The following is a 22,834-nucleotide window of genomic DNA, read 5'->3' on the forward strand; positions in this document are numbered from 1 at the left end:
GGTGGGTCAGGAGATGGCCGCGCCCACCGCGTCACGGATGACGAGGCAAGCGGCGCCCCTGGCCCACAGGTCGTGGCGGACGGGGTCGACGTGGATGTCGCAGTCGCGGGCAGCCGTGGAGAACGCGTGCGCCTCCAGGGCCTGTGTCGCCGCCGGGCCGAAGAGGTCGTAGGCGACCGCTCCCTCTCCGGCGATGATGATCTTTTGCAGGTTCAGGAGATTGCACATGCCGGCCAGTCCCCGTCCCAGGGCGGCTCCTGCTTCGGCGAACGCGGAGCGGGCGACGGCCTGGGCGGACCCGCCTGCGGGCGAGCGTGCGAGATCGGTGGCTTCGGAGATCGTGGTGCAGGGGATGCCCGCGTCTTGCAGGTGGCGCAGGACCGCCCGGTCCCCGGCGAGAGCTTCCAGGCAGCCGCGGCGGCCACAGCTGCACATCGGGCCCGCGGGGTCGAGGGGCAGATGGCCGAGCTCTCCGGCCAGGCCGGTGGCGCCGGAGAACAGGGTTCCATCGAGCAGCAGGCCGCAGCCGATGCCGGGGCCGACGGTGACGACGGCGAACGAGTCGACGTCGCGGCCCTGCCCGAACCAGCGTTCTGCGACGACCAGGGTGTTGACGTCGTTGTTCACGACGACCGGCAGACCGGTCGCTTCACGCAGCGGGCCGGCCACGTCGACCTTGTCCCAGTCGAGCAGGGCCGAGTAGCGGCAGATGCCGGCGCCCGAGTCGACGTGGCCGCTGACCCCGACTCCGAGCCCCAGTACCCTGTCCGCCGCTTCGGGCGCCTCGGAGAGAAGCCTGCTGGTCAGGGCTGCAGCGGCGGACAGGGCGGTCTCGGGTGTGCAGTCGGCGATCGGCTCCTCGGCACGGGCCAGGACGTTGGCCGCCATGTCGGTGACAACTCCGGAGACCTGCGCGGGACCGATCTTGATGCCGACGACGATGTGCTTGTCCGGATTGACGTAGAGCATCTTCTGCGGCCGTCCCCTCCCCTGAGGAACGGCGTCCGATTCGTGCAGGTAGTCGTGCTCCAGGAGCGGGGGAAGCATCCGGGTCACGCTGGAGGGGACGAGACCCAGGCGCTGGGCCAGCTGGGTGCGCGAGATGGGACCCGCGGTGAGGACGGTCGCGAAGATCTCCGCCCGGGTCTGCTCACCGACAAGCTCCGAGAAACGGATCTTGGACGGGCTCATCACGCGCGCCTCCAAAGGTGTAGTCGGTCAAGGGCTGGTCTGTCCGGTCCGCTTCCATCGAACCCGATGCGGAACACGCCGTCGTCGGTGACGGCGAAACCGTGGCGCAATCAGGGCCGGGGAGATCGCCGTGCTCTCCTCCCGCCTTCCCCCGGGCGCCTGGTCCGGTGCCCCGGGCCGGCTGGACATGACGGGAGTCTGTCCCCCCAGTTTTCGTGCGTCAAGAAAGAAAACAGCGCGTTACGCAACCGTGATCGCGCCTCATGTGCCCGCTTCCTGTACCAGAAGTCCCGGTCTGGGGCCTCGGTTCGACCGACGAGACGGGCGAGCGACAACGAATCTTGTTCATTTCATTGACACGGGGAAGAAATGACGGGACGTTATCCGGCGACCGCACAGCGCTGGGCTCAGCATCCGGCGCTTGCGCGGCATCCAGGGACCCGTTGTCTGCGCCGTTGGTGCCCTCAGCGGAGTGCGTGCTGCGCCCACCGGCCCGGGCGGGGCGGAGAACCGGAGTGTTCCGGCCTCCCCGGATGAACCCGGGCGCACGCGCAACCCGTTCTTGCCTGCCGAAGGGAGGACTCTTGCACTGGCCCGGTCACCGACCCGCGACAAGGCCGTGGCCAGCCGATCCGCCGGGCATCCGGCCATCTACGTGTACGTAGCCCGGACCGGCCGGGGGGCACCCAGTTTCCGTCCCCGGCACACCTGTAGTAACCCGCCGGTGGCCGCCTCGGCCGCGCTTCCCCCTGAGGCGTGCCGTCCCGCCGCCTGCCCGCTGGTCGAGCCGCCCGAGCAGACCGCGGTGCAGAGCCGCCGGTGGTCCCCCTGTTGCCAAGGAGAAGGACATCAGCATGCCTGCAGCAGCACTGAGACGACTGGCGGCGATCGCCGTCGGTCTGGCGCTGGCACTGGCCTCGGTCATCGTGCCCGCCAGCACGGCTGCGGCCGGGACACCCCCGGCCCGCCCCGCCCCGGACGCCCTGGCCGCCCCGGCGGCTGAGCCGACACCCGCGGACAGCACCGCCCTGAAGACCTGGTGGCACGACAACTACGAGTTCAACACCACCAGCCCGGTGGCGAACGACAAGGTCCGGCGGTCGTCGTTCTACGACGTGAAGGTCGCCACCGCGGCGGCCCCGACGACGAAGTACGACTCCTTCGCCTACATGAGCATCCCGCGCAGCGGCAAGGGCAAGATCGGCTACACCAAGGAGGACGGGGCCGAGTTCTCCTCGTCCGCCAACCTCACCATGAGCTGGTCGTCCTTCCAGTACACCACCGACGTGTGGGTCGACGTCTCCCTGCGCACCGGCCAGACGATCTCCTCGGCCGACCAGGTCAAGATCAAGCCGAGCAGCCTGGACTTCGCCAAGGAACTGGTCGACAGCAACACCGTGCGCGTCAAGGTGCCCTACAGCTCGGCCGGCTACCGGTTCTCCGTCGAGTTCGACCCGCAGCTGTACACGGCCTACAACGACATGTCCGGCCCCGCGAACGACGCCGGCAAGCTCACCGACCAGGGCGGCGGCGGCAACCGGGCCATCCACACCGAGCCCCGCAACTCCATGATGATCTTCGCGGAGCCGGCACCGACGGGCGCGGAGGCCGAGCGGCTGGTCCCGACGGCGTCCTCGGGCAGCACCTACTACCCGCCTCAGGGCCAGGTCACCAACCTGAACACGATCAGCGAGGAGATCGTGTACTTCCGGCCCGGCACCTACTACATGACCTCCAAGTACCACGCGCTGCTGCCCAAGCAGGTCAAGTGGGTCTACCTGGCCCCCGGCGCATATGTGAAGGGCGCCATCCGGTTCCCCGACGACAGCCAGGGCCTGTACAAGGTGACCGGCCAGGGCGTGCTCTCCGGTGAGCAGTACGTCTACGAGGCGGACACCAACAACAACTACGACCACCTCTCCGGCGCGTCCAACTGCCACTCCAGCTGCGTGAAGATGCTGCAGTTCGCCTCCGCGCAGGGCCGCCAGCAGCACCTGGACCTCCAGGGCGTGACCATCAACGAGCCGCCCTACCACTCCTTCGTCGTCTACGGCGACGAGCAGACCTTCAGCATGCGCGTCGACAACTACAAGCAGGTCGGCTCCTGGTACTGGCAGACCGACGGCATCGAGCTCTACCGCGGCAGCACCATGAAGAACACGTTCTTCAACGCCAACGACGACGTGCTGAAGATGTACCACAGCGACGTCAGTATCGATAACACCGTCGTCTGGAAGAACGAGAACGGACCGGTCATCCAGTGGGGCTGGACCCCGCGCAACATCGACAACGTCCGGGTGAGCAACACCCACGTCATCCACAACCGCATGTACTGGAAGGACGTCAAGTACAACACCTGCATCCTCAACTCCTCCTCGCACTGGGAGGACATGGGCTCGACCACCAAGGCCGACCCGGGCGCGTGGGTGAAGAACATGACCTTCGAGAACATCACCGTTGAGGGCATGACCAACTGCGCCATCCGCGTCTTCGCCCTGTCCAGCACCGAGAACATCCACGTCAAGAACCTCAAGATCGGCGCGTGGAACCAGCTGGACCCGTCCTCCCAGGTCAGCCTCCTCAAGCGGTACAGCAACAGCGCCGGGCAGAAGGTGACCCTCGGCAACGAGACGCGTGACAGCCGTGGCCTGAAGCTGGAGAACTACACCGTCGGCGGCACCGTCATCAGCAAGTCCGGCACCAACTGGTCCGCCGCCCAGCTCGGCCGGCTCGGCTTCGACGCCGAGACCTGGGACAACTGGAACGCCTGGGGCCCCGGCGGCAACAACCCCGACCCCGACCCGGTCACCGGTGGCAAGATCGTCAACGGTGCGACGTCCAAGTGCATCGACCGCGCCGGCGGCTCCACCGCCAACGGCACCGCCGTCCAGCAGTGGACCTGCGCCAACGTGGCCTCGATGAGCTGGGCGCTCGACGGGCAGCAGCTGAAGTCCGGCGGCAAGTGCCTGGACGTCGAAGGCGGCTCCACCGCCAACGGCACCAAAGCGCACCTGTGGGACTGCGGCAGCTGGGACAGCCAGAAGTGGGCCTTCCAGTCCAACGGCACCCTGAAGAACCTCAAGTCCGGACGCTGCCTCGACATCGAAGGCCAGAGCACCGCCGAAGGCGCCCGCCTGCACCTGTGGGACTGCGGCACCTGGGCCAGCCAGAAGTGGACCCTCACCTCCTGACCCACCCCGGTGGCCGCCGCCAGCGACCAACCGCCGCCGACGGCCACCGACCCCCGCACCACGCTCCTCTCTGGAGGAAGCGTCCCTCCCCCGCTCGCAGATGAGAAAGGGCATCACCGTGGAGACACCCACCAGGTACCAGGGACCGGTGCTGGGCCTGTTCCGGATCGTGCTCGGACTGCTGTTCGCCTGCCACGGGGCGGCAACGCTCTTCGACGTGCTCGGCGGGCCGCACGGGCGGCCTCCCAACACCGGCCAGTGGCCCGGATGGTGGGCGGCGGTGATCCAGCTGATCGGCGGCGCCCTCGTCCTACTCGGCCTGGGCACCCGGCCCGCCGCCCTTCTGTGCTCGGGCTCCATGGCCTACGCCTACTTCGTCCACCACCAGAGCGACGGACTGTTCCCGCTGGAGAACGGCGGCGAGCAGGCGGCCCTGTTCTGCTGGGCCTTCCTGCTCATCGCGGTCCTCGGCTCCGGCCGATGGTCCGCGTCCGAGCTGCTCGCCCTCTCCACCCACCGCAAGCAGCACCCACGAAGGGAGGTGAGCGACACGCACAGCATCTGACCCCACACAACAGATTGTCATGAGCACATAAGTCATGGGTCACGCCCGGCCTGTGATTCCCGAAGGACACGGAGGAAAAGCACCATGAACCGCGTACCCGCAACCGCGGCCGGCCGCACCGCACTGGGCGCCGCCGTACTGGCCACCAGCCTGCTCGGCGTGCTCGCCCAAGCGCCGACCGCCGCCGCACACGGCACGGTCATCACCCCCGAGACCCGCAACTACGGCTGCCTGCAGCGCTGGGGCTACACCGAGCCCAACGAGTCCCAGGACCCCATGTGCTACCGCACCTACCACGAGAACGCCAACGCCATCGGCGCGTGGAAGGCCGTCTACGCCAACAACACCGGCGACAACTACAAGCAGGTCATCCCCGACGGCCAGATCTGCAGCGCCGGCGGCCAGGGCGAGACGAACTACCGGCCGCTCGACCGCCCCGGTCCGTGGAAGATGACCGACATCAGCTCCAACTTCACCGTCGACCTCTACGACGAGGCCCGACACGGCGCCGACTGGCTCGAGGTCTACGTCACCAAGCAGGGCTTCAACCCCGAGTACGAGCTGATCGGGTGGGACGATCTCGAGCTGGTGAAGAAGACCGGACGCTACCCCTACCAGGCGCACTACGTCACCGACGTCAGCACCTCCGGCTACAGCGGACGGCACGTCGTGGTGACCGTCTGGAAGGCGTCCCACATGGACCAGAAGTACTTCCTGTGCAGCGACGTCAACTTCAACTGACACCAGCGGGACCCAACTGAACGACACCACGGCACACCGGCCCCGCGAGGCGCACACCTCGCGGGGCCTTTCCCCTCCCTCTCACCGGTCGGCTGCCGAGGCCGGACCGGACGCCTCACGGAGGACCCATGCTCCTGACCAGCCGCCCCCGCCGCCTGCTGCGCGATCGGCTCCTTCCCGCCGTGCGCACCCCATCGGCCCGAAGGACAGCCACACAGCGCGCGGTCGAGCACTACCGGGCGCGCAGCGTCGCGGTGCTGCGCATCAGCGTCGGTGTCATCTACTGCTGGTTCGGGGTGCTCAAGCTCTTCCCTGCCGGGAGCCCGGCCGAGGAGATCGCGGCCGCCGCCATGACGAAGCTCACCGGTGGTCTGCTGCCCACAACCGTGTCCATGCCGCTACTGGGCACCGCAGAGACCCTGATCGGACTCGCCCTGGTCACCGGCCTGTTGCTCCGACCCGCCTTGACCCTGTTCTTCGGGCACATGGCCGGGGTCTTCTCCTCCCTCGCGTTGCTGCACGGCCAGATGTGGCACCACGGCGTACCCACGCTCGAAGGTCAGTACGTCCTGAAGAACCTGGTCCTGGTCACCGCCTGCCTGGCCGTCGCAGCCGACGAGATTTCTGGCTGACGCTCGCCAACCCCCGCTGCGCAGCCGCCGGATAACCCGCCCGATCCTGCGGGTCCAGGAGTCACCCGACACCGCGAAGAACAAGGGGCAAGTCCCGGCACATCCGACTGTGCCAAACAGGTCACTCCGCCATACACGGCGGGCGATCTTTCGTATTCCTTGCATCGGGCGTGTTCGGCGACGGCCAGGAACTGGACGCCCTCGCCAAAGGTAGCGAGCAAGGCGTCGGCGTCCTACGGCCGGGCCAGGCGAATGCGGATGCCGACCGGGCCCTGCCAGCCGGTGCGGAGACCTTCTCGGCCAGACGGCTTCGTTCCCTCCCGTCCCCCGTACCAGAGCCAGAGCAACAATCCACGCAGACGAAAGCCCCTCTTGATTCCCGGCGAGCCCTAAGCCGCATCCTGCTGTGGACTAGTCGGACTGAACTGTGAGCATTGTCTTCTGTGTCTCCACCTATGCCGACCAGGGAATTACCGCTTTCCCTCGGATGACGCCATCCAACTTTCGGCATGCAGGTTCGACCCGGATTCGACCCCGCCGATCTGTCCACGATAGCTAAGCAGCTTCTGACCTGCGTAAACGTAGGACGGCAGACGAGTCGGGCTGTACGCCGGGTTCTGTTCCCCGGTTGCCTCGCGGCGGCCGGGGCGACGGCCATCCATCTAGGGCCGGCGTTGCCGTCGGCCTCGTGCGGTCTACCCGCGGACTCGGGCGGGCAGCCCTCGATCGTCCGCGCAGGGACACCGAGGTGTCCCCTCTTGACCTTGCTCCGGGTGGGGTTTACCTAGCTGCCCAGGTCACCCTGGGCACTGGTGGTCTCTTACACCACCGTTTCACCCTTACCAGGGACCGGAGTCCCTGGCGGTTTGCTTTCTGTGGCACTGTCCCGCGGGTCACCCCGGGTGGCCGTTAGCCACCACCCTGCCCTGTGGAGCCCGGACGTTCCTCGGGAAGCCCCCTAGGGGGACTCCACGCGGCCGTCCGCCCGGCTCGTCTGCCGTAAGGACCATGGTACCGGGCGACGCCCCCGGCCCGGACCGCGCCCGCACGGTCACGGCTGCCCCAGGGCGTCGTCACCGCGCGCCGGCCAAGGCCGGCGCCGTTGGCCGCGACCGTACGGCGAACAGCGTCAGCTCTCCGGGGCCGCCCGTTCCAACGCCGCGAACGCCGCCTCCATCCGGTCCCGGTGATCACGGGCCACCTCCGCCACCGGATCTCCGGCGAGCAGCCGGCGCACGGAGGCGACGAACACGGTCCGGTACGCAACCATGGTCAGCGCCGCCCACAGCTCCGGGTCCGCCACCCCCGCCTCGCCGAACGCCCCGGCCAGCGCCGTCTCCACCTCCTCCACGCCCTCCCGGGCCCGGGCGCGCAGCGCGGGCGAGTCGGCGACGATCCGCCAGAAGTCGGCGAAGGTCTCCCCGACCCCGCCCAGCGGATGCCGTTCTTCGAGGAGCCGGAGCGCGAGGCGGCGCAGGGCGGCGAGCGGGGGTTCGCCGGGGGCACGGTCACGCACGGCCGCCGTGAAGAGGCCGGCCGCCTCCGGGATGCGGTCCAGGAAGAGGTCCTCCTTGCGCGGGAAGTAGTTGAAGACCGTCATCGGGGAGACGCCCGCCGCGCGGGCGATCTCGGAGACCGTCACCGCGTCGAAGCCGCGCTCCCCGATCAGACCCGTCGCGATGTCCGAGATGCGCTGCCGGGTCTCGCGCTTCTTCCGCTCCCGCAGGGAGAGTTCCCGATCGTGCCTGGAATCCATGCGGAGATTCTAGCCCATGAAGCTATAGTCACTCAAAAGTTTTAGTGACTATAGTTACCGCTCATGACGACGACCGAGTACGACTACGACGTGGTGGTGGCCGGCGCCGGCCCCGTGGGCCTCTTCCTCGCCTGTGAGCTGCGGCTGGGCGGGGCACGGGTGCTGGTCCTGGAGCGGCGCACCGAGGTGGACGAGACGGTCAAGGCGGGCTCCCTCAACGTCGCGACCGCGATCGCCCTCTACCGGCGGGGCCTGCTGCCCGAGCTGGCGGCGGCCGGGGAGGCGTCCCGGTCCCGGCTGCGCACCTCCCCCGGGACCGGCCGCCCCCGGCCGAAGTTCCTCGGGCACTTCGCGGGGATCATGCTGGATCCCGACCTGTTCGACGGCTCCGATCCCGCCTGGGCGGACGCGGGCCCCGCCGCCGGCGTCGACCTCATCGTGCCCCAGGCCGAGCTGGAGCGGATCCTCGGCCGGTGGGCCGAGCGGCTGGGCGTCGAGGTACGCCGGGGCGTCGAACTGACCGGCTTCGACGCCGACGCCGAGGGGGTGGACATACGCATGCGCACCGACAGCCCGCACACCGGCCCGCGAGGTCTGCGGGCCGGCCGGCTGGTCGGGTGCGACGGCGGGCGCAGCACGGTCCGCAAGCTGGCCGGGTTCGACTTCCCGGGGACGCCACCGGAGATCACCGGCTACCAGGCGGTCGTACGGCTGACCGGGGCCGAGCGGCTCGGCACCGGCTGGCAGACCACCGACGCGGGGACGTACGTCCACGGGCCGTTCCCGGGCCGCGTGCTCACCGTGGAGTTCGACGGCCCGCCGGCCGACCGGTCCGCACCGGTCACCGCCGGGGAACTGGAGGCGAGCCTGCGCCGGGTGTCGGGCGTGTCCGAGGTGAGCGTCACGGAGGTGATCACGGCGACCCGGTTCACGGACAACGCCCGCCAGGTGACCGACTACCGCAGGGGCCGGGTGCTGCTCGCGGGCGACGCCGCGCACGTGCACGCGCCGTTCGGCGGACAGGGCCTCAACCTCGGCGTCGGGGACGCGCTGAACCTGGGGTGGAAACTCGCCGCCGTCGCCCGCGGCCGGGCCCCCGAGTCACTGCTGGACACCTACACCGCCGAACGGCACCCGGTCGGCGCCCGGGTGCTGGACTGGACCCGGGCCCAGATCGCGCTGATGCGCCCCGACCGGCACGCCCGCGCCCTGCGCCGGGTGGTCACCGACCTGGCGCTGACCACCTCCGGGACGACCTACCTGGCCACGTGGATCTCCGGCGTCCGGCAGCGCTACGACCTGCCCGGCGACCACCCGCTGACCGGCGTCCGCGCGCCCGACCTGCGGCTCGCCGACGGCACCCGGCTCGGCGAGCGGCTGCACACCGGCCGCGCCCTGCTCCTGGACCCGGCCGACGACGCCGGGCTGCGGGCCCGGACCGGGGGCTACGGCGACCGGCTGGACGTGATCACGGCCGCCTGCCCGGACCGGCCCGGCCTGCGGGGGCTGTTCGTGCGGCCGGACGGGTTCGTGGCGTGGGCCTCCGACACGGCGGGCGGCGAGGGACTGCCCGAGGCCCTGGACCACTGGCTCGGTTCGCCCCGGGCCGCCGCATGACCGACGTCGGCGTCGCCGGACTGACCGAGGCCCCGAAGAGCCGGCTCGGCGCTCCGGGACCACCGGTCGAACCCGCCATGACGTCCACGTCGTGGGCCGCCCGCCGCCGCGGGCCGCCGCCAGGCGCGCGCGGGCCACCGCTTGACCCCGCCGCGACGTCAACGTCTGTACTGATCGCATGCGGATCGGAGAACTCGCCGCCGCCGTCGGCGTCACGACGCGCACCGTGCGGCACTACCACCATCTGGGCCTGCTGCCCGAGCCTGCCCGGCGCGCCAACGGCTACCGGCACTACGGCCTCCGCCACGCCGTCGTCCTCGCCCGGATCCGGCGGCTGACCGAACTGGGGCTCGCTCTGACCGAGGTGCGGGACGTGCTCGCCGACGACGCGGGCAAGGACCTCGCCGAGGTGCTGACCGAGCTCGACGAGGACCTGGCCCGGCAGGAGGCGGCGATCCGGGAGCGCCGGCGGCGGCTGCGGGCCCTGCTGGAGGCCGGGGAGCCGTCGGCCGACGGACCCGTCTCGCCCGGACTGGCCGCCGTACTCGACGCGTTGCCCGCCGACGGCTCCCCCATGGCCGCCAAGGACCGGGAGATCCTGGTCCTGCTCGACACGGGGGCGGCACCCGAGGGCCGGGAGCAACTGTCGGCGGTGCTGCGCGGCTTCCTGGACGACCCGGACACGGTGGCCCGCGTCCGCGAGGCGTACGCGCTGCTCGACGCGCTGGACGGCGTGGATCCGGGTGATCCGCGCGTGGAGCGGACGGCACGCGCGCTCGCCGCCTGCGTACCGGGCGGCTTTCCGACGGAGGGTCAATTCGACCTGGACAACGCGGTGTTGCGGGCCCTGTACGCCGACTTCGCGCCCGCCCAGGCGGAGGCGGTGCGTCGTATGCTGGAGATCGTCCTGGGGGTGGAGCGATGACGACGGTGTACCGGGTGGCCCGGCATGAGATGCGGCTCTTCGTCAGCCTGGCGCTGTGGCTGGCCCGGCGCACCGAGGGCACCGCCGGGGGGCGGGCGTTCGGGTACGCGCGGGGGCAGGGGTCGACGCTGCTGGGGCTGGCCTTCGTCTGCGTCGTCGAGACGGTCGGTGTGTCCTTCATGCTGCGGGACATGCCGCTCGCGCACGACGTGCTGCTGGCGGTGGACGTCTACACCGTGCTGTTCGTGATCGGCCTGCACGCGGCCGGCGTGGTCCGCCCGCACGTGCTGACCGCCGACGCGCTGCGGGTGCGCCACGGCGCCCATGTCGACCTGCGGATCCCGCTGGCCACGATCGCCGCCGTACGCCGGGAGACCCGGACCACGCACAAGCCGGAGCCGGACGCCCTGGACCTGATCGTCGGTTCGCAGACCACGGTGACCCTTGAGCTCGCCGAGCCTGTCGTGCACACGTCCCTGCTGGGCCGGAGCCGGCAGGTGCGCGTGGTCCGGCTGTACACCGACGACCCCGGCGCCCTGGTCCAGGCCCTCACGGACCGCTGAACCCCGCGGTCGAGGCCGGAGGCGGGACCGCCGTACCCTGGCGCGGAGGTCTACGTAAGGAGTACGTGTTGCTGGTCCTGCTGCCGCCCTCCGAAGGCAAGGCGAACTCGGGCGAGGGCGCCCCGCTGGAACCGGGCTCGCTGTCCCTGCCGGGGCTGGCCGCCGCGCGGGAGGCCGTGCTCGGCGAGCTGGTCGAGCTGTGCTCCGGCGACCCGGAGAAGGCCCGCGAGGTGCTGGGGCTGAGCGAGGGGCTGCGCGGCGAGGTCGCGAAGAACGCCGGGCTGCGCACGGCCGGCGCCCGCCCCGCCGGGGAGATCTACACCGGTGTCCTCTACGACGCCCTCGGCCTGGCCACGCTGGATACGGCCGCCGGGCGGCGCGCCGCCGACTCGCTGCTGGTGTTCTCCGGGCTGTGGGGCGCGGTGCGGGTGACGGACCGGATCCCCTCCTACCGCTGCTCGATGGGCGTGAAGCTGCCGGGCCTCGGCGCGCTGGCCGGCCACTGGCGGGCGCCGATGGCCGAGGTGCTGCCGGAGGTGGCCGGCCGGGGACTGGTGCTGGACCTGCGCTCCTCGGCGTACGCGACCGCCTGGAAGCCGAAGGGCGAGGTGGCCGGGCGGACGGCGACGGTACGGGTGCTGCACGCGCCCACCCGGAAGGTCGTCAGCCACTTCAACAAGGCGACGAAGGGCCGGATCGTCCGCGCCCTGCTGACGTCCGGGGCCGCCCCGGAGAACCCGGCCGAGCTGGTGGAGGCGCTGCGGGAACTGGGCTACACCGTGGAGGCGGAGACGCCCGGCAAGGCGGGCAAGGCGTGGGCGCTGGACGTGCTGGTGGACCGGATCCACTGAGCGGAACAGCAGCGCGTTGCAACATGCGCAACGCTCATTGCGGCTTATGCAGCGGCTGGGCACGATGAGGGCATGACCTCGCCGCTGCCCTCCTCCGCCGACCCCTCCGTCCTCGATCTGGCGCCCGTCCTGCCCGTGGTGGTGCTCGCCGACGCCGCCGACGCCGTACCGCTGGCCCGGGCGCTGGTGGCCGGCGGGCTGCCCGCGATCGAGGTGACCCTCAGGACCCCGGCGGCGCTGGAAGCGATCCGCGCCATCGCCGGCGAGGTGCCCGAGGCCGTGGTCGGCGCGGGCACGGTGGTCACCCCCGAGCAGGTGGCGGAGGTGACGGCGGCAGGGGCGCGGTTCCTGGTCAGTCCCGGCTGGACGGAGTCCCTGCTGACGGCGATGCGCGCGTCCGGGGTGCCGTTCCTTCCCGGGGTGTCGACCGCCTCGGAGGTGGTCGCGCTGCTGGAGCGCGGGGTGCGGGAGATGAAGTTCTTCCCGGCGCAGGCGGCGGGCGGTACGGCCTATCTGCGCTCGCTGGCCGGACCGTTGCCGCAGGCCCGGTTCTGCCCGACCGGCGGCATCGGGCCGGCGACCGCGCCGGAATACCTGGCCCTGCCCAACGTCGGCTGCGTCGGCGGCAGTTGGATGGTCCCGGCGGAGGCGGTGGCCGCCCGCGACTGGGACCGGATCGAGGAACTGGCGCGGACGGCGGCCGGACTCAGGGACGCAGGTGCGACGTGTCGTTGAAGAGCCGGACGCTCGCGTTGCCGTCCGCGTAGTACGCCACCGCCGACAGCGAGGCCGCCGACAGCTCCATCCGGAACAGCGACTCCGGCGGAGCGCCGAGAGCGAGGCGGATCAGGGTCTTGATCGGGGTGACGTGGGTGACCAGCAGGACCGTGCGGCCCTGGTACGCGGCGACCAGCTTGTCCCGGGTGGCGGCCAGCCGGACGGCGGCCTCGGCGAAGCTCTCGCCGCCGCCGGTGGGGTGGGCCTCCGGGTCGGCGAGCCAGGCGTTCAGGTCGTCCGGGTAGCGCTCGCGGACCTCGCCGAAGGTCAGGCCCTCCCAGGCGCCGAAGTCCGTCTCGCGCAGGCCGTCCTCGATGGCGACGTCCAGGTCCAGCCGGGCCGCGACGATGCCGGCCGTCTCGCGGGTACGGGCCAGGGGGGAGGACACGACGGCCTGGATGGTGCCGCGCCTGGCCAGGGCATCGGCGACGCGGTGCGCCTGCTCGCGGCCGGCGGCGGAGAGGGCGGGGTCGGTGCCACCGCTGCCGGAGAAGCGTTTCTGGGGGGTCAGCGGGGTCTCGCCGTGACGGAGCAGCACGAGGGTGGCGGGGGCACCGAGGTCGGGGGCGGCACTCCAGCCGGGCGCCGAGAGCTGCGCCTGACCAGCCGAGGGCTGCGCCTGACCAGCGGACGCCGGCCCCTGCGCCTGATCGGCGGTCGCAGGACCCTGCGCCTGACCGACGGTCGCCGAACCCTGTGCCTGACCGGCGGGCGCCGCCCCGGTCGCGCGGTCACCCCCGGCGTCGGCGGCTGCCGGCGTCGGCTCGGTCGGCACCGGCCCGGTCGGCATCGACTCGATCGGCGTCGACTCGGCCGGGGCCGCCAGGTCGGCGCGGGAGTGCGTCGGGGACCACTGTTCGCCCTTCGCGCCCGCGTCCATCGCCTCGTTGGCCAGGCGGTCCGCCTGCTTGTTCCGCTCGCGCGGGATCCACTCGTAGGTCACCTGGTCCGGCGGGAAGACCGAACGCGCCTCCATGGCCAGCGGCTTCATGTCGGGGTGCTTGATCTTCCAGCGGCCCGACATCTGCTCGACGACGAGCTTGGAGTCCATGCGGACCCGCACCCGCGCCGTGGGGTCGAGGGCGTGCGCGGCGCGCAGGCCGGCCAGCAGGCCGCGGTACTCGGCGACGTTGTTCGTGGCGGTGCCCAGGTACTCCGCCGCCTCGGTCAGCGTCTCCCCCGTCACCGCGTCGCGCACCACGGCCCCGTAGCCCGCGGGCCCGGGGTTGCCCCGTGACCCGCCGTCGGCCTCCACGATGAACTCCCGCACGCCGAGCCCCCGGGTTCCTCAGAGACCCGACTCGGCCGTGCGCACCAGGATGCGCCGGCAGTTCTCGCAGCGGACCACCGTGTCCGGTGCCGCCGAGCGGATCTCGTTCAGCTCGGTGATGGCCAGCTCCTGCCGGCAGCCCTGGCAGGTCCGGGCGTACAGCTTGGCCGCGCCGATGCCGCCCTGCTGCGTACGCAGCTTGTCGTACAGCTTCAGCAGGTCCTCGGGCACGGACGCGGCGACGACCGCGCGCTCCTTCGTCACCGACGCGACCTCGCCGTCGATCTCCTCGAACGCCGCGTCCCGGCGCCCGGTGGCGTCGTCGATCTTCGCCTGGACGGAGGAGACCCGCTCGGTCAGCTCGTTCACCCGCTCCTGTGCGGCCTCGCGGCGCTCCATGACCTCCAGCACCACGTCCTCCAGGTCGCCCTGCCGCTTGGCGAGGGAGGCGATCTCGTGCTGGAGGTTGGACAGGTCCTTCGGCGAGCTGACCGCGCCGGAGTCCAGCCGCTGCTGGTCGCGGGCGGCGCGCTGACGCACCTGGTCGACGTCCTGCTCGGCCTTGGTCTGCTCTCGGGCGCAGTCGCTCTCCTCGGTCTGCGCGGCCACGAGCAGGTCGCGCAGCTGCGTGAGGTCCTTCGTCAGCGAGTCGATCTCGGCGTGCTCGGGCAGGGACTTCCGCTTGTGCGCGAGCTGCTGGAGGCGGACGTCGAGGGCCTGGACGTCGAGGAGTCGGATCTGGTCGGCGGGCGCGGCGTTCAGTTGGGGGCTCCCATGGGCTAGAGGGTTGTCGTGGACGCCGCGTGGGCGGTCCAGGGGTCGGTGACCGTCTTGGAGACGTGGACCCGCAGGTCCCAGCCGTTGCGGTCGGAGATCTCGTCGAGCTGGCTCGCGGCCAGCTCGCACCAGGGCCACTCGGTGGCCCAGTGCGCCGCGTCGAGCAGCGCGAGGGGGCTCGTGGCCACCGCCTCGGAGGCCGGGTGGTGGCGCAGGTCCGCGGTCAGGAAGGCGTCGACGCCGGCCGCGCGGACCTGGTCGAAGAGGCTGTCGCCGGAGCCGCCGCTGACGGCGACCGTGCGGACGACGGCCTCGGGGTCGCCGGCCACCCGGATGCCCTGCGCGGTGGCGGGCAGCCGCTCGGCGGCGCGGGCGGCCAGTTCGCGGACGGTGAGCGGGTGGTCCAGCTCGCAGACCCGGCCGAGGCCCCGGCGCCCGTGCGGGTCGGTGGGGTCCGGCACGAGGGGGCGTACGACCCTGAGGTCGAGTGCGTCGGCGAGGGCGTCGGAGACACCGGGGTCGGCGGTGTCGGCATTGGTGTGGGCGACGTGCAGCGCGATGTCGTTCTTGATCAGCGTGTGCACGACCCGGCCCTTGAAGTGCGTGGCCGCGACCGTGGTCGTACCGCGCAGATACAGCGGGTGGTGGGTGACCAGCAGGTCGGCGCCGAGCTTCGTCGCCTCGTCGACGATCTCCTGTACGGGGTCGACGGCGAACAGCACCCGGGCGACCTCCTGGCCGGGGTCGCCCACCACCGTGCCGACCGCGTCCCAGGACTCGGCCCGCTCGGCGGGCCACAGGTTCTCCAGCGCGGCGATGACTTCAGACAGACGGGGCACGGGCCAAGGCTACCTGGCTGTTCGGCGGGGGTGTACCGCATGCGTCCGGTCCGACCCGGCTCAGCACACCCGTCCCGGTTTCCCCGGGTGAATCGCTTCTGCGCCACCCGTATGTGTGAAGCGGGCCTCGGCGCCCGCGCGCGCCGGTGCGCGGCAAAACTAGCGTCGTCGCCGGAGGTGACCGAACGATGACGGCCTGTGCTATCGAACCCCCGTCCACGAGCGGGGCCGACGGCGTGCCGGAGGCGGGGTGCGTGATCACGGCGGACGGCGCGTACGCGGCCCGGCTCGCGCCCGCCGGCGACTGCTGGTTCCCGGAGCGCTGGACCCTGGACGGCCCGGAGCCCTACGCGGTGCCGCTGCCCGGCAACCAGCCCGAGGAGCCCGGCACCGGGGTGCAGCCGATGGGGGACGGCCGGGTGCTGATCCACCGGTCGGCGGGCGGGCGGCACATGTTCTCGCTGCTGTACCCGACCGGGCCCGGCACCGGCGAGCTGCCGCTGGGCGCGGTGGAGTGCCCCGAGCCCGGCACCCGGCTCGTCCTGCTGCCGCCGGCCCCGGGAGGTGCCCGGGCGTACGCCCTCGCCAGCGGGCCGCGCTCCAGCGCGGTGTGGCTGGTGGCGGGCGGGGCGTTCGGCCCCGAGCGGCTGGCCGAGGTGCCGGGGCGCTGCTCGGGCGGGGTCTGGCTGGACGGCGGCGGGCGGCTGCTGGCGCTCGACCGGGAGCTGGGCGGGCGCACCAAGTCGGTCGTGGTGGACCTGGAGCGGGCCGTGGTCTCGCCGCTGCTGCAGATCGCGGACGACAGCGACGACCGGCTGCTGCTCGCCGACCCCGACAGCGGGCTGCTGCTGATCTCCTCCGACGCGCCCTCCCCCGGGCAGGAACGATTGGGCTGGGGCGTCCTGGGCAGCACCCTGCCGGTGCGGTTCCCGGAGTGCCTGCGGCTGCCGGACTGTGTGGTGACCCCGTTCGCGATCCAGCCCGGGCAGGTGCTGGTGCCGGAGAACTGCGCGGTGGGCCTGCGCATCGACGGCGCGTTCGGCACCTGGGTGGGCACCTGGCGGCCCGCCGAACGCCGGGTCCGGCACCTGGCGGCACCCGAGGGCTGGCTGGCCGGGGCCGGGGTGTGGACACCGGAAGGGGCACTACGACTGCCGTACGCGACGCCGACGACACCGTGCGGCGTGTCGACCCTGACGGCCCCCCGGGGCAACGCCGGGGCGACGGGGCCGGACGGGACCGCCGCGAAGGCGACGGAGCCGGACGGAGCCGCCGCGGGGGCGGCAGGACCAGGCGGGACCGCCACGGGAGCGACGGGACCGGACGGGACCGCCGTGGGGGCGACGGCACCGGACGCGGCCGCCGCGAAGGCGACGGAGCCGGACGGAACCACCGCAGGAGCGACAGGACTGGGACCGGGCCGGGCCGCTGGGCCGGGGCCGGGTGGGGCTGCTGTACCGGTGTCGCCCCGGACGGCCGCCCCACCCGAGAACCGACCCTCCGTCCCACCCGAGAACCGGCCTCCCGCCCCGTCGGAAAGCCGGCCTTCCGCCCCGTCGGTGGCCCATACCGCCGTACCGGTTCCGGCGCGGCCCGTGCCCTTGCAACAGGCCCCTCTGGGGCGTCTTGTAACGAACTAGTGCCGGTTGGCGTGTGCGCCTGGATTCGACCCGTGGTGCGCCGGTTAAACTCGCCCGGCTGTACCGAAGATCATGTTGACGGGGTGAATACGTCCGATGAGCGACACCAGCACGAACGAACAGCTGCCTGCCGGCTCTACCGAGACCAGGGGCCGCGGCCGGCACCGGGGTCCGGTCGCGGCCCAGGAGAGGGAGACCGCTCCGCACGGCCGGCATCGCAAGCCGGTCCAGGAAACGGCCGAGGCGGCAGCCTGACGGCACTGAAGAGGAGGGGGCGTCCGACCGGGCGCCCCCTTTTTCCATGCCCCGGCGAAGCACAGAAGTACAGAAGTACAGAGGCGTCGCTCAGGAGTGCTCCACGACCGTGTCGGCGAGCACCGGCGCGTCGTCCCGGTCCACGGCGCCGGCCTCCACCCGTACCCGCCCCTCCTCCCGCCACATCCGGATGCGCAGGGTCTCGCCCGGGAACACGACCCCGGCGAACCGGGCGCTGTAGCCGCGCACGCGGGTCACGTCCCCGTCGAGCAGCGTGTCCACGACCGCCTTGAGCGTCATGCCGTAGGTGCACAGCCCGTGCAGGATGGGCCGGTCGAACCCGGCGCGCCGGGCGAAGTCGGGGTCGGCGTGCAGCGGGTTCCAGTCGCCGCTGAGGCGGTAGAGCAGGGCCTGGTCCTCGCGGAGGGGGCGCTCGACGGTCCGGGCGGGAACGCCGGCGGGCGGGTGGAGCCGGCCGGCGGGGCCGCGGTCGCCGCCCCAGCCGCCCTCGCCGCGGACGAAGATCCGGGCGTCGCCGGTCCACAGCGGGCCGTCGGCGTCGGCGACCTCGGTACGCATGACCAGGACGGCGGCCGTGCCCTTGTCGTACACGGCGGCGATCCGGCCGGTGGCGGTGGCGGTGCCCCGTACCGGGATGGGACGGTGGACCTCGATGCTCTGCCCGCCGTGCAGGACACGTGCCAGGTCGACGTCGATCCCCGGCATGGACAGCCCGCCGATCACTCCGGGCGAGCCGTTCCCCGCGACGGTGGCGAAGCTCGGCAGGACGTGCAGCCGGGGCTCCAGGGTGTAGCGCAGCTCGTCGGGGTCGGTGGCGGGGCGCCCGGCGCCGATGCCGAGGTGGTAGAGCTGTACGTCCTTGTGGTCCCAGGTGATCTCGCCGGTCCGGGGTTCGGCCGCGAGGGCCCGCGCCGCGTCGATGGGCATGGGCCTCCTGGGAAACGGTGACCGCGGTGGCGGTGGCAACGGTCGGTCGTGGCGGTCGGTCGGTCGTGGCGGAAGACCCCGGCGCGGACGTCCGCACCGTCGGCCGCACCGGGGTCGCTGCGCGCCGGTCTGGAACGCGTTCCAGACCGGCGTCCTCTGTATAGCCGAGCACTCCACAGGTGTGAAGGCTCCTGACGTGTTGCCGGCGCGGTGCGGCGGGCCGGGACATTCGTACTGCCCGTTTCCGTACATCCGCGGACGGGGCGACCGTCGCCGACATCTGACGAGAAGTCAGAAACCCATGGATCGGTCAAGATTTCATTAGAGGCCCGAAGCAACGGAATAGTTGCCTGTGCATACGAGGTTTACCTGGCACTTATGACACGTGGAAGGCCTCACTCCATGACAGACACGACGACCGACCAGCCCACCCGGAGAGCGGGCGGCGCGGTGGTCCCGGTGCTCGCGTTCGCGGGCATCGTCGTCGCGGTGATGCAGACGCTGCTCGTGCCGGTCATCAAGGACCTGCCGCAGCTGCTGGACACCGCGCCCAGCAACGCCACCTGGGTCCTCACCTCCACTCTGCTGTCCGGCGCCGTGGCCACGCCGATCATGGGCCGGCTCGGCGACCTCTACGGCAAGCGCCGGATGCTCGTCCTGAGCCTGGCCGTGATGGTGATCGGCGCCCTGGTCAGCGCGTTCACCAGCGAGCTGATCACCATGATCGTCGGCCGTACCCTCCAGGGCTTCGCCATGGGCGCGATACCGCTGGGCATCGGCCTGATGCGGGACATGCTGCCGCGCGAGCGACTCGGCTCGGCGATGGCCCTGATGAGCTCCTCGATCGGCGTCGGCGGCGGCCTCGCGCTGCCCGCCGCGGCCCTGGTCGCCCAGCACACCGACTGGCACGCGCTGTTCTACGGCGCCGCCGGTCTCGGCGCGCTCGCCATCCTGCTCACCCTCCTGGTCGTACCCGAGTCCCCGATGCGCGCGCAGGGCTCGTTCGACCTGGTCGGCGCGCTGGGTCTGTCCACCGGTCTGGTGCTGCTCCTGCTGCCCATCACCAAGGGCAGCGACTGGGGCTGGTCCTCGGGCACCACGCTGGGCCTGTTCGCCGCGGCCGTCGTCGTCCTGGTCATGTGGGGCCTGTTCGAGCTGCGCGTCCAGGCGCCGCTGGTCGACCTGCGCACCACCGCCCGTCCGGCGGTCCTGTTCACCAACCTGGCGTCGATCATGGTCGGCGTCGCGTTCTACGTCGTGTCGCTCGTCCTGCCCCAGCTGCTCCAGCTGCCCACCGCGACCGGGTACGGCCTCGGCCAGTCGATGGTCGTCGCGGGCCTGTGCGTGGCCCCGCTGGGCCTGACGATGATGTTCACCGCGCCGGTGTACGCGCGCCTGTCCGCCCGCTACGGCCCCAAGGTCACCCTGATCATCGGCCTGCTGATCATCGCGATCGGCTACGGCGGCGGGCTCGGCCTGATGGACGCGGCCTGGCAGACGATCGTCACGTCCGTCATCCTCGGCGCGGGCATCGGCCTCGCCTACTCCTCGCTGCCCGCGCTGATCGTGGGCGCGGTCCCGGCGTCCGAGACCGGTGCGGCCAACGGGCTGAACACACTGATGCGGTCCATCGGCACGTCGGTGTCGAGCGCCGTCGTCGGCATGGTGCTGGCCAACACCGCGAACAATGTCGGCGGGGTCGCGATCCCGACCATGCACGGTTTCCGGGTGTCCTTCCTGATCGCCACGGCGGCGGTGGCCGTCGGTCTGCTGCTGGCGCTCTTCCTGCCGAAGAGCCCCCGGCCGGCGCAGCAGCACACGCAACTGCGGGCCAGCAGCGAGGAGGACGCCTCGCTGGAGCGGGCCGAAGAGGTGCTGCGGGGCTTCCGGGGGCGGGTGCTGGGGGCCGACGGTGCCCCGGTGGCCCGCGCGAAGGTCACGCTGATCGACCGGCGGGGGCGGCAGGCGGGGGCGACCGTCTCCGACGAGGAGGGGCGGTATGCGCTGGCCGTGCCGGCGCAGGGGGCGTACGTCCTCGCCGCGAAGGCCTCCGGCCATGGGCCGCTCGCCTCTTCCGCGACGCATTCCGGGGAGGAGCGGGCTGTCGACCTGGACCTCTCCCTGCCGGGGGAGGCCGTGACCGCCTAAGAACAGAGCTCGGGCTCGGGAGGGGCGCTGCGGGGTCGCCGGCCGCGGGTCGGTGATGACCGGTCACGCAGGTCCTGCGGGGTACCGGACGCTGTAAGCGCGAAAAGCCCGGTGGCCCCCGCCCGCTCCCGGCAGCCCGCCCGTGGCGGCTGGTCGGCACAACACCCCCACGCACCCCTACGGGAAGCCGCCAGCCGCTGTGAGCACGCAGAGCCCGGTGGCCCCCGCCGCTCGCGACCACCCGCCCGCCCGTGGCCGCTGGTCGCCACAACACCCCCACGCACCCCTACGGGAAGCCGCCAGCCGCTGTGAGCACGCAGAGCCCGGTGGCCCCCGACACCTCGCGACCCCCCGCCCGCCGTGGCCGTTCGCGTAGTTCCCCGCGCCCCTTTCGGGGTGCGGCCGCACCCCCCGTCAGCCATGTGGCCGGGGGTGCGGCAGCATAAGCGGGGTTCGGACAGTCGTGCGGTCGAGAGGAATCCATGTCCAGCCCCACCCCCAAGCCCGAGATCCTGGCCGCGTTCGAGGCGGCCAAGGGGTTCATGCCCCTGGACGAAGGGCTGGCCCTGTACGCGGCGGCGGTGGAGGCGGGGCGGCTCGGGCTGCCGTTGCTGGAGGTCGGGACCTACTGCGGGCGCTCCACGATCCTGCTGGCCGACGCGGCCCGGCAGGCCGGGGTCACCGCGCTGACCGTCGACCACCACCGGGGCAGCGAGGAGCAGCAGCCCGGCTGGGACTACCACGACCCGGAGACGGTCGACCCCGAGACCGGGCTGATGGACACGCTGCCGCTGTTCCGCCGTACCCTGCGCCGCGCGGGGCTGGAGGAGCACGTCGTCGCCCTCGTCGGCCGCTCCCCGCAGATCGCCGCCCTGTGGAACTCCCCGCTCGGCCTCGTGTTCGTCGACGGCGGCCACACGGACGAGCACGCCGGCGCCGACTACGAGGGCTGGGCCCCGCACGTCGCCGTGGGCGGCCTGCTGGTCATCCACGACGTCTTCCCGCACCCCGAGGACGAGTTCACGGGCCAGGCCCCCTACCGGGTGTACCTGCGCGCCCTGGATTCCGGGGCGTTCACCGAGGTCGCCGCCACCGGTTCGCTGCGCGTGCTGCGGCGAGCGGGGGCGGGAATCTGAGGCCCCGGTTAGAGTCGCAGACGTGTCGTACACAGGCCCGGAATTCGAATCCCCGCAGCCCCGCCGGCCCCGCCGCGGCCCGCTGACCGTGGCGCTCGCCGCGCTGGTGCCCGGCGCCCTGCTCGGCTGGGGGGTGTACGAGGCGCTGGGCGACGGGGGTTCGGACGGCGAGGTCCGTACGGCCTCGTCCGCGTCCTCCGCGTCCTCCGCGTCCGCCGCGTCCGCCTCGTCCGCCTCCCGAACGGCCTCCTCCGCTCCCGCCCCGGCGGCCTCCCGGGGCGACGACGGCAAGGTCTCCGGCTCGCCCTCCGCCCCTTCGAGCGGTTCCGGTGCGCTCCAGGGGAAGGTCGTCGTCATCGACCCCGGGCACAACCCGGGCAACTTCCGGCACACGGCGGAGATCAATCGCCAGGTGGACATCGGCACCAATTCCAAGGAGTGCGACACCACCGGGACGTCCACCAACGACGGTTATACGGAGGCGCGGTTCACGCTCGACCTGGCGCACCGGCTGCGGGACCTGCTGGAGCGGGAGGGCGCCACGGTGAAACTGACCCACGACGGCGACACCCCGCCCTGGGGGCCGTGCGTGGACGAGCGGGCCCGGATCGGCAACGCCGCGCACGCGGACGCGGCGATCTCCCTGCACGCCGACGGCTCCGACGCCGGCAACCGGGGCTTCCACGTCATCCTGCCGGGGTCCGTGCACGCCGGCGCGGCGGACACCCGTCCCATCGTCGGCCCCTCGCACGAGCTGGGGGTGCGGGTCGCGGGCACCTACCTCCGCGAGACCGGTGAGCCGCCCGCCAACTACGTCGGCGGCGGCACGGGTCTGGTCACGCGGACGGATCTGGGTGGTCTCAATCTGTCAACGGTTCCCAAGGTGTTCATCGAGTGCGGCAACATGCGCGATAACACGGACGCGGCCCTGCTGACCAGCGGAACCTGGCGGCAGCGGGCGGCGCAAGGGATCTCTGAGGGAATCGTGAGTTTCCTGCGCGATTCGTGACCG

19 protein-coding genes and 1 other RNA gene are annotated in these 22,834 nt (G+C 72.1%); 13 read left to right on the forward strand and 7 right to left on the reverse strand.

The annotated features are described in order from the left end of the window. Window positions 1–6: 6 nt before the first annotated feature. The gene (locus ABD350_RS35245; protein WP_344353175.1) at window positions 7–1,191 is read right to left on the reverse strand and encodes an ROK family transcriptional regulator; all 1,185 of its coding nucleotides are present in this window, start codon (window positions 1,189–1,191) and stop codon (window positions 7–9) included. Window positions 1,192–2,045: 854 nt separating this feature from the next. Between ABD350_RS35245 and ABD350_RS35250 the strand changes: the two genes are divergently transcribed. From ABD350_RS35250 to ABD350_RS35265, 4 genes are all read left to right on the forward strand, one after another. Further along, window positions 2,046–4,382 (forward strand): family 49 glycosyl hydrolase, encoded by a 2,337-nt coding sequence (locus ABD350_RS35250; RefSeq protein WP_344353176.1) that lies wholly within the window; start codon window positions 2,046–2,048, stop codon window positions 4,380–4,382. A 118-nt stretch (window positions 4,383–4,500) separates the two neighbouring features. Next, window positions 4,501–4,947, forward strand: a complete 447-nt coding sequence (locus tag ABD350_RS35255) for a DoxX family protein (RefSeq protein WP_344353177.1) — start codon at window positions 4,501–4,503, stop codon at window positions 4,945–4,947. 84 nt (window positions 4,948–5,031) lie between these two features. After that, on the forward strand, window positions 5,032–5,688 hold the full coding sequence (locus ABD350_RS35260) for a lytic polysaccharide monooxygenase (protein WP_344353178.1): 657 nt from the start codon (window positions 5,032–5,034) through the stop codon (window positions 5,686–5,688). Between the two features lie 128 nt (window positions 5,689–5,816). Then, window positions 5,817–6,320 (forward strand): DoxX family membrane protein, encoded by a 504-nt coding sequence (locus ABD350_RS35265; RefSeq protein WP_344353179.1) that lies wholly within the window; start codon window positions 5,817–5,819, stop codon window positions 6,318–6,320. 590 nt (window positions 6,321–6,910) lie between these two features. Here ABD350_RS35265 and rnpB read toward each other — a convergent pair. Together rnpB and ABD350_RS35275 are read right to left on the reverse strand one after the other, a co-directional pair. Continuing rightward, window positions 6,911–7,313: RNase P RNA component class A (gene rnpB, locus ABD350_RS35270), an RNA gene on the reverse strand. A 136-nt stretch (window positions 7,314–7,449) separates the two neighbouring features. Continuing rightward, entirely contained in the window at window positions 7,450–8,076 is a 627-nt protein-coding gene (locus tag ABD350_RS35275; protein ID WP_344353180.1) for a TetR/AcrR family transcriptional regulator, read from the reverse strand. A 63-nt stretch (window positions 8,077–8,139) separates the two neighbouring features. Here ABD350_RS35275 and ABD350_RS35280 point away from each other — a divergent pair, with 63 nt between their 5' ends. The 5 genes from ABD350_RS35280 (at window position 8,140) to ABD350_RS35300 (ending at window position 12,767) form a co-directional block, all read left to right on the forward strand. Beyond that, entirely contained in the window at window positions 8,140–9,693 is a 1,554-nt protein-coding gene (locus ABD350_RS35280) for an FAD-dependent monooxygenase (RefSeq protein ID WP_344353181.1), read from the forward strand. 178 nt (window positions 9,694–9,871) lie between these two features. Continuing rightward, window positions 9,872–10,618, forward strand: coding sequence for a MerR family transcriptional regulator (locus ABD350_RS35285; RefSeq protein ID WP_344353182.1), 747 nt, complete (start codon window positions 9,872–9,874; stop codon window positions 10,616–10,618). Then, the gene (locus tag ABD350_RS35290) at window positions 10,615–11,181 is read left to right on the forward strand and encodes a hypothetical protein (protein ID WP_344353183.1); all 567 of its coding nucleotides are present in this window, start codon (window positions 10,615–10,617) and stop codon (window positions 11,179–11,181) included. Before ABD350_RS35285 ends, ABD350_RS35290 begins: the two co-directional genes overlap by 4 nt. A 68-nt stretch (window positions 11,182–11,249) precedes the next feature. Beyond that, window positions 11,250–12,032 carry a peroxide stress protein YaaA gene (gene yaaA / locus ABD350_RS35295; protein WP_344353184.1) on the forward strand — a complete coding sequence of 261 codons (783 nt, stop codon included), beginning with the start codon at window positions 11,250–11,252 and terminating at the stop codon, window positions 12,030–12,032. 72 nt (window positions 12,033–12,104) lie between these two features. Continuing rightward, a complete protein-coding gene (locus tag ABD350_RS35300) occupies window positions 12,105–12,767 on the forward strand; it encodes a bifunctional 4-hydroxy-2-oxoglutarate aldolase/2-dehydro-3-deoxy-phosphogluconate aldolase (RefSeq protein ID WP_344353185.1) in 663 nt (220 codons plus the stop codon). On the opposite strand, the gene ABD350_RS35305 is transcribed toward ABD350_RS35300, so the two are convergent. Genes ABD350_RS35305 through ABD350_RS35315 form a run of 3 tightly spaced genes read right to left on the reverse strand, consistent with a single transcriptional unit; the run spans window position 12,739 to window position 15,695 of the window. Further along, window positions 12,739–14,079: a bifunctional RNase H/acid phosphatase gene (locus ABD350_RS35305; RefSeq protein WP_344353186.1), complete on the reverse strand. Its 1,341-nt coding sequence runs from the start codon at window positions 14,077–14,079 to the stop codon at window positions 12,739–12,741. The two genes, ABD350_RS35300 and ABD350_RS35305, sit on opposite strands and share 29 nt — an antisense overlap. 18 nt (window positions 14,080–14,097) lie before the next feature. Next, a complete protein-coding gene (locus ABD350_RS35310; protein ID WP_344353212.1) occupies window positions 14,098–14,841 on the reverse strand; it encodes a zinc ribbon domain-containing protein in 744 nt (247 codons plus the stop codon). 17 nt (window positions 14,842–14,858) lie between these two features. Then, on the reverse strand, window positions 14,859–15,695 hold the full coding sequence (locus ABD350_RS35315) for a Nif3-like dinuclear metal center hexameric protein (protein ID WP_344353187.1): 837 nt from the start codon (window positions 15,693–15,695) through the stop codon (window positions 14,859–14,861). 188 nt (window positions 15,696–15,883) lie between these two features. Between ABD350_RS35315 and ABD350_RS35320 the strand changes: the two genes are divergently transcribed. After that, on the forward strand, window positions 15,884–17,335 hold the full coding sequence (locus ABD350_RS35320; RefSeq protein WP_344353188.1) for a hypothetical protein: 1,452 nt from the start codon (window positions 15,884–15,886) through the stop codon (window positions 17,333–17,335). Between the two features lie 345 nt (window positions 17,336–17,680). Here ABD350_RS35320 and ABD350_RS35325 read toward each other — a convergent pair whose 3' ends face one another. Next, window positions 17,681–18,538 (reverse strand): MaoC/PaaZ C-terminal domain-containing protein, encoded by an 858-nt coding sequence (locus tag ABD350_RS35325; protein ID WP_344353189.1) that lies wholly within the window; start codon window positions 18,536–18,538, stop codon window positions 17,681–17,683. Between the two features lie 402 nt (window positions 18,539–18,940). Between ABD350_RS35325 and ABD350_RS35330 the strand changes: the two genes are divergently transcribed. The 3 genes from ABD350_RS35330 (at window position 18,941) to ABD350_RS35340 (ending at window position 22,831) form a co-directional block, all read left to right on the forward strand. Next, entirely contained in the window at window positions 18,941–20,686 is a 1,746-nt protein-coding gene (locus ABD350_RS35330; protein WP_344353190.1) for an MFS transporter, read from the forward strand. A gap of 482 nt (window positions 20,687–21,168) precedes the next feature. Next, on the forward strand, window positions 21,169–21,822 hold the full coding sequence (locus tag ABD350_RS35335) for a class I SAM-dependent methyltransferase (protein WP_344353191.1): 654 nt from the start codon (window positions 21,169–21,171) through the stop codon (window positions 21,820–21,822). Window positions 21,823–21,844: 22 nt separating this feature from the next. Then, a complete protein-coding gene (locus tag ABD350_RS35340; RefSeq protein WP_344353192.1) occupies window positions 21,845–22,831 on the forward strand; it encodes an N-acetylmuramoyl-L-alanine amidase in 987 nt (328 codons plus the stop codon). Window positions 22,832–22,834 lie beyond the last annotated feature (3 nt).

The sequence above is a fragment of the Streptomyces nogalater genome (genome assembly GCF_039532885.1).
Taxonomy (GTDB): Bacteria; Actinomycetota; Actinomycetes; order Streptomycetales; family Streptomycetaceae; genus Streptomyces; species Streptomyces nogalater.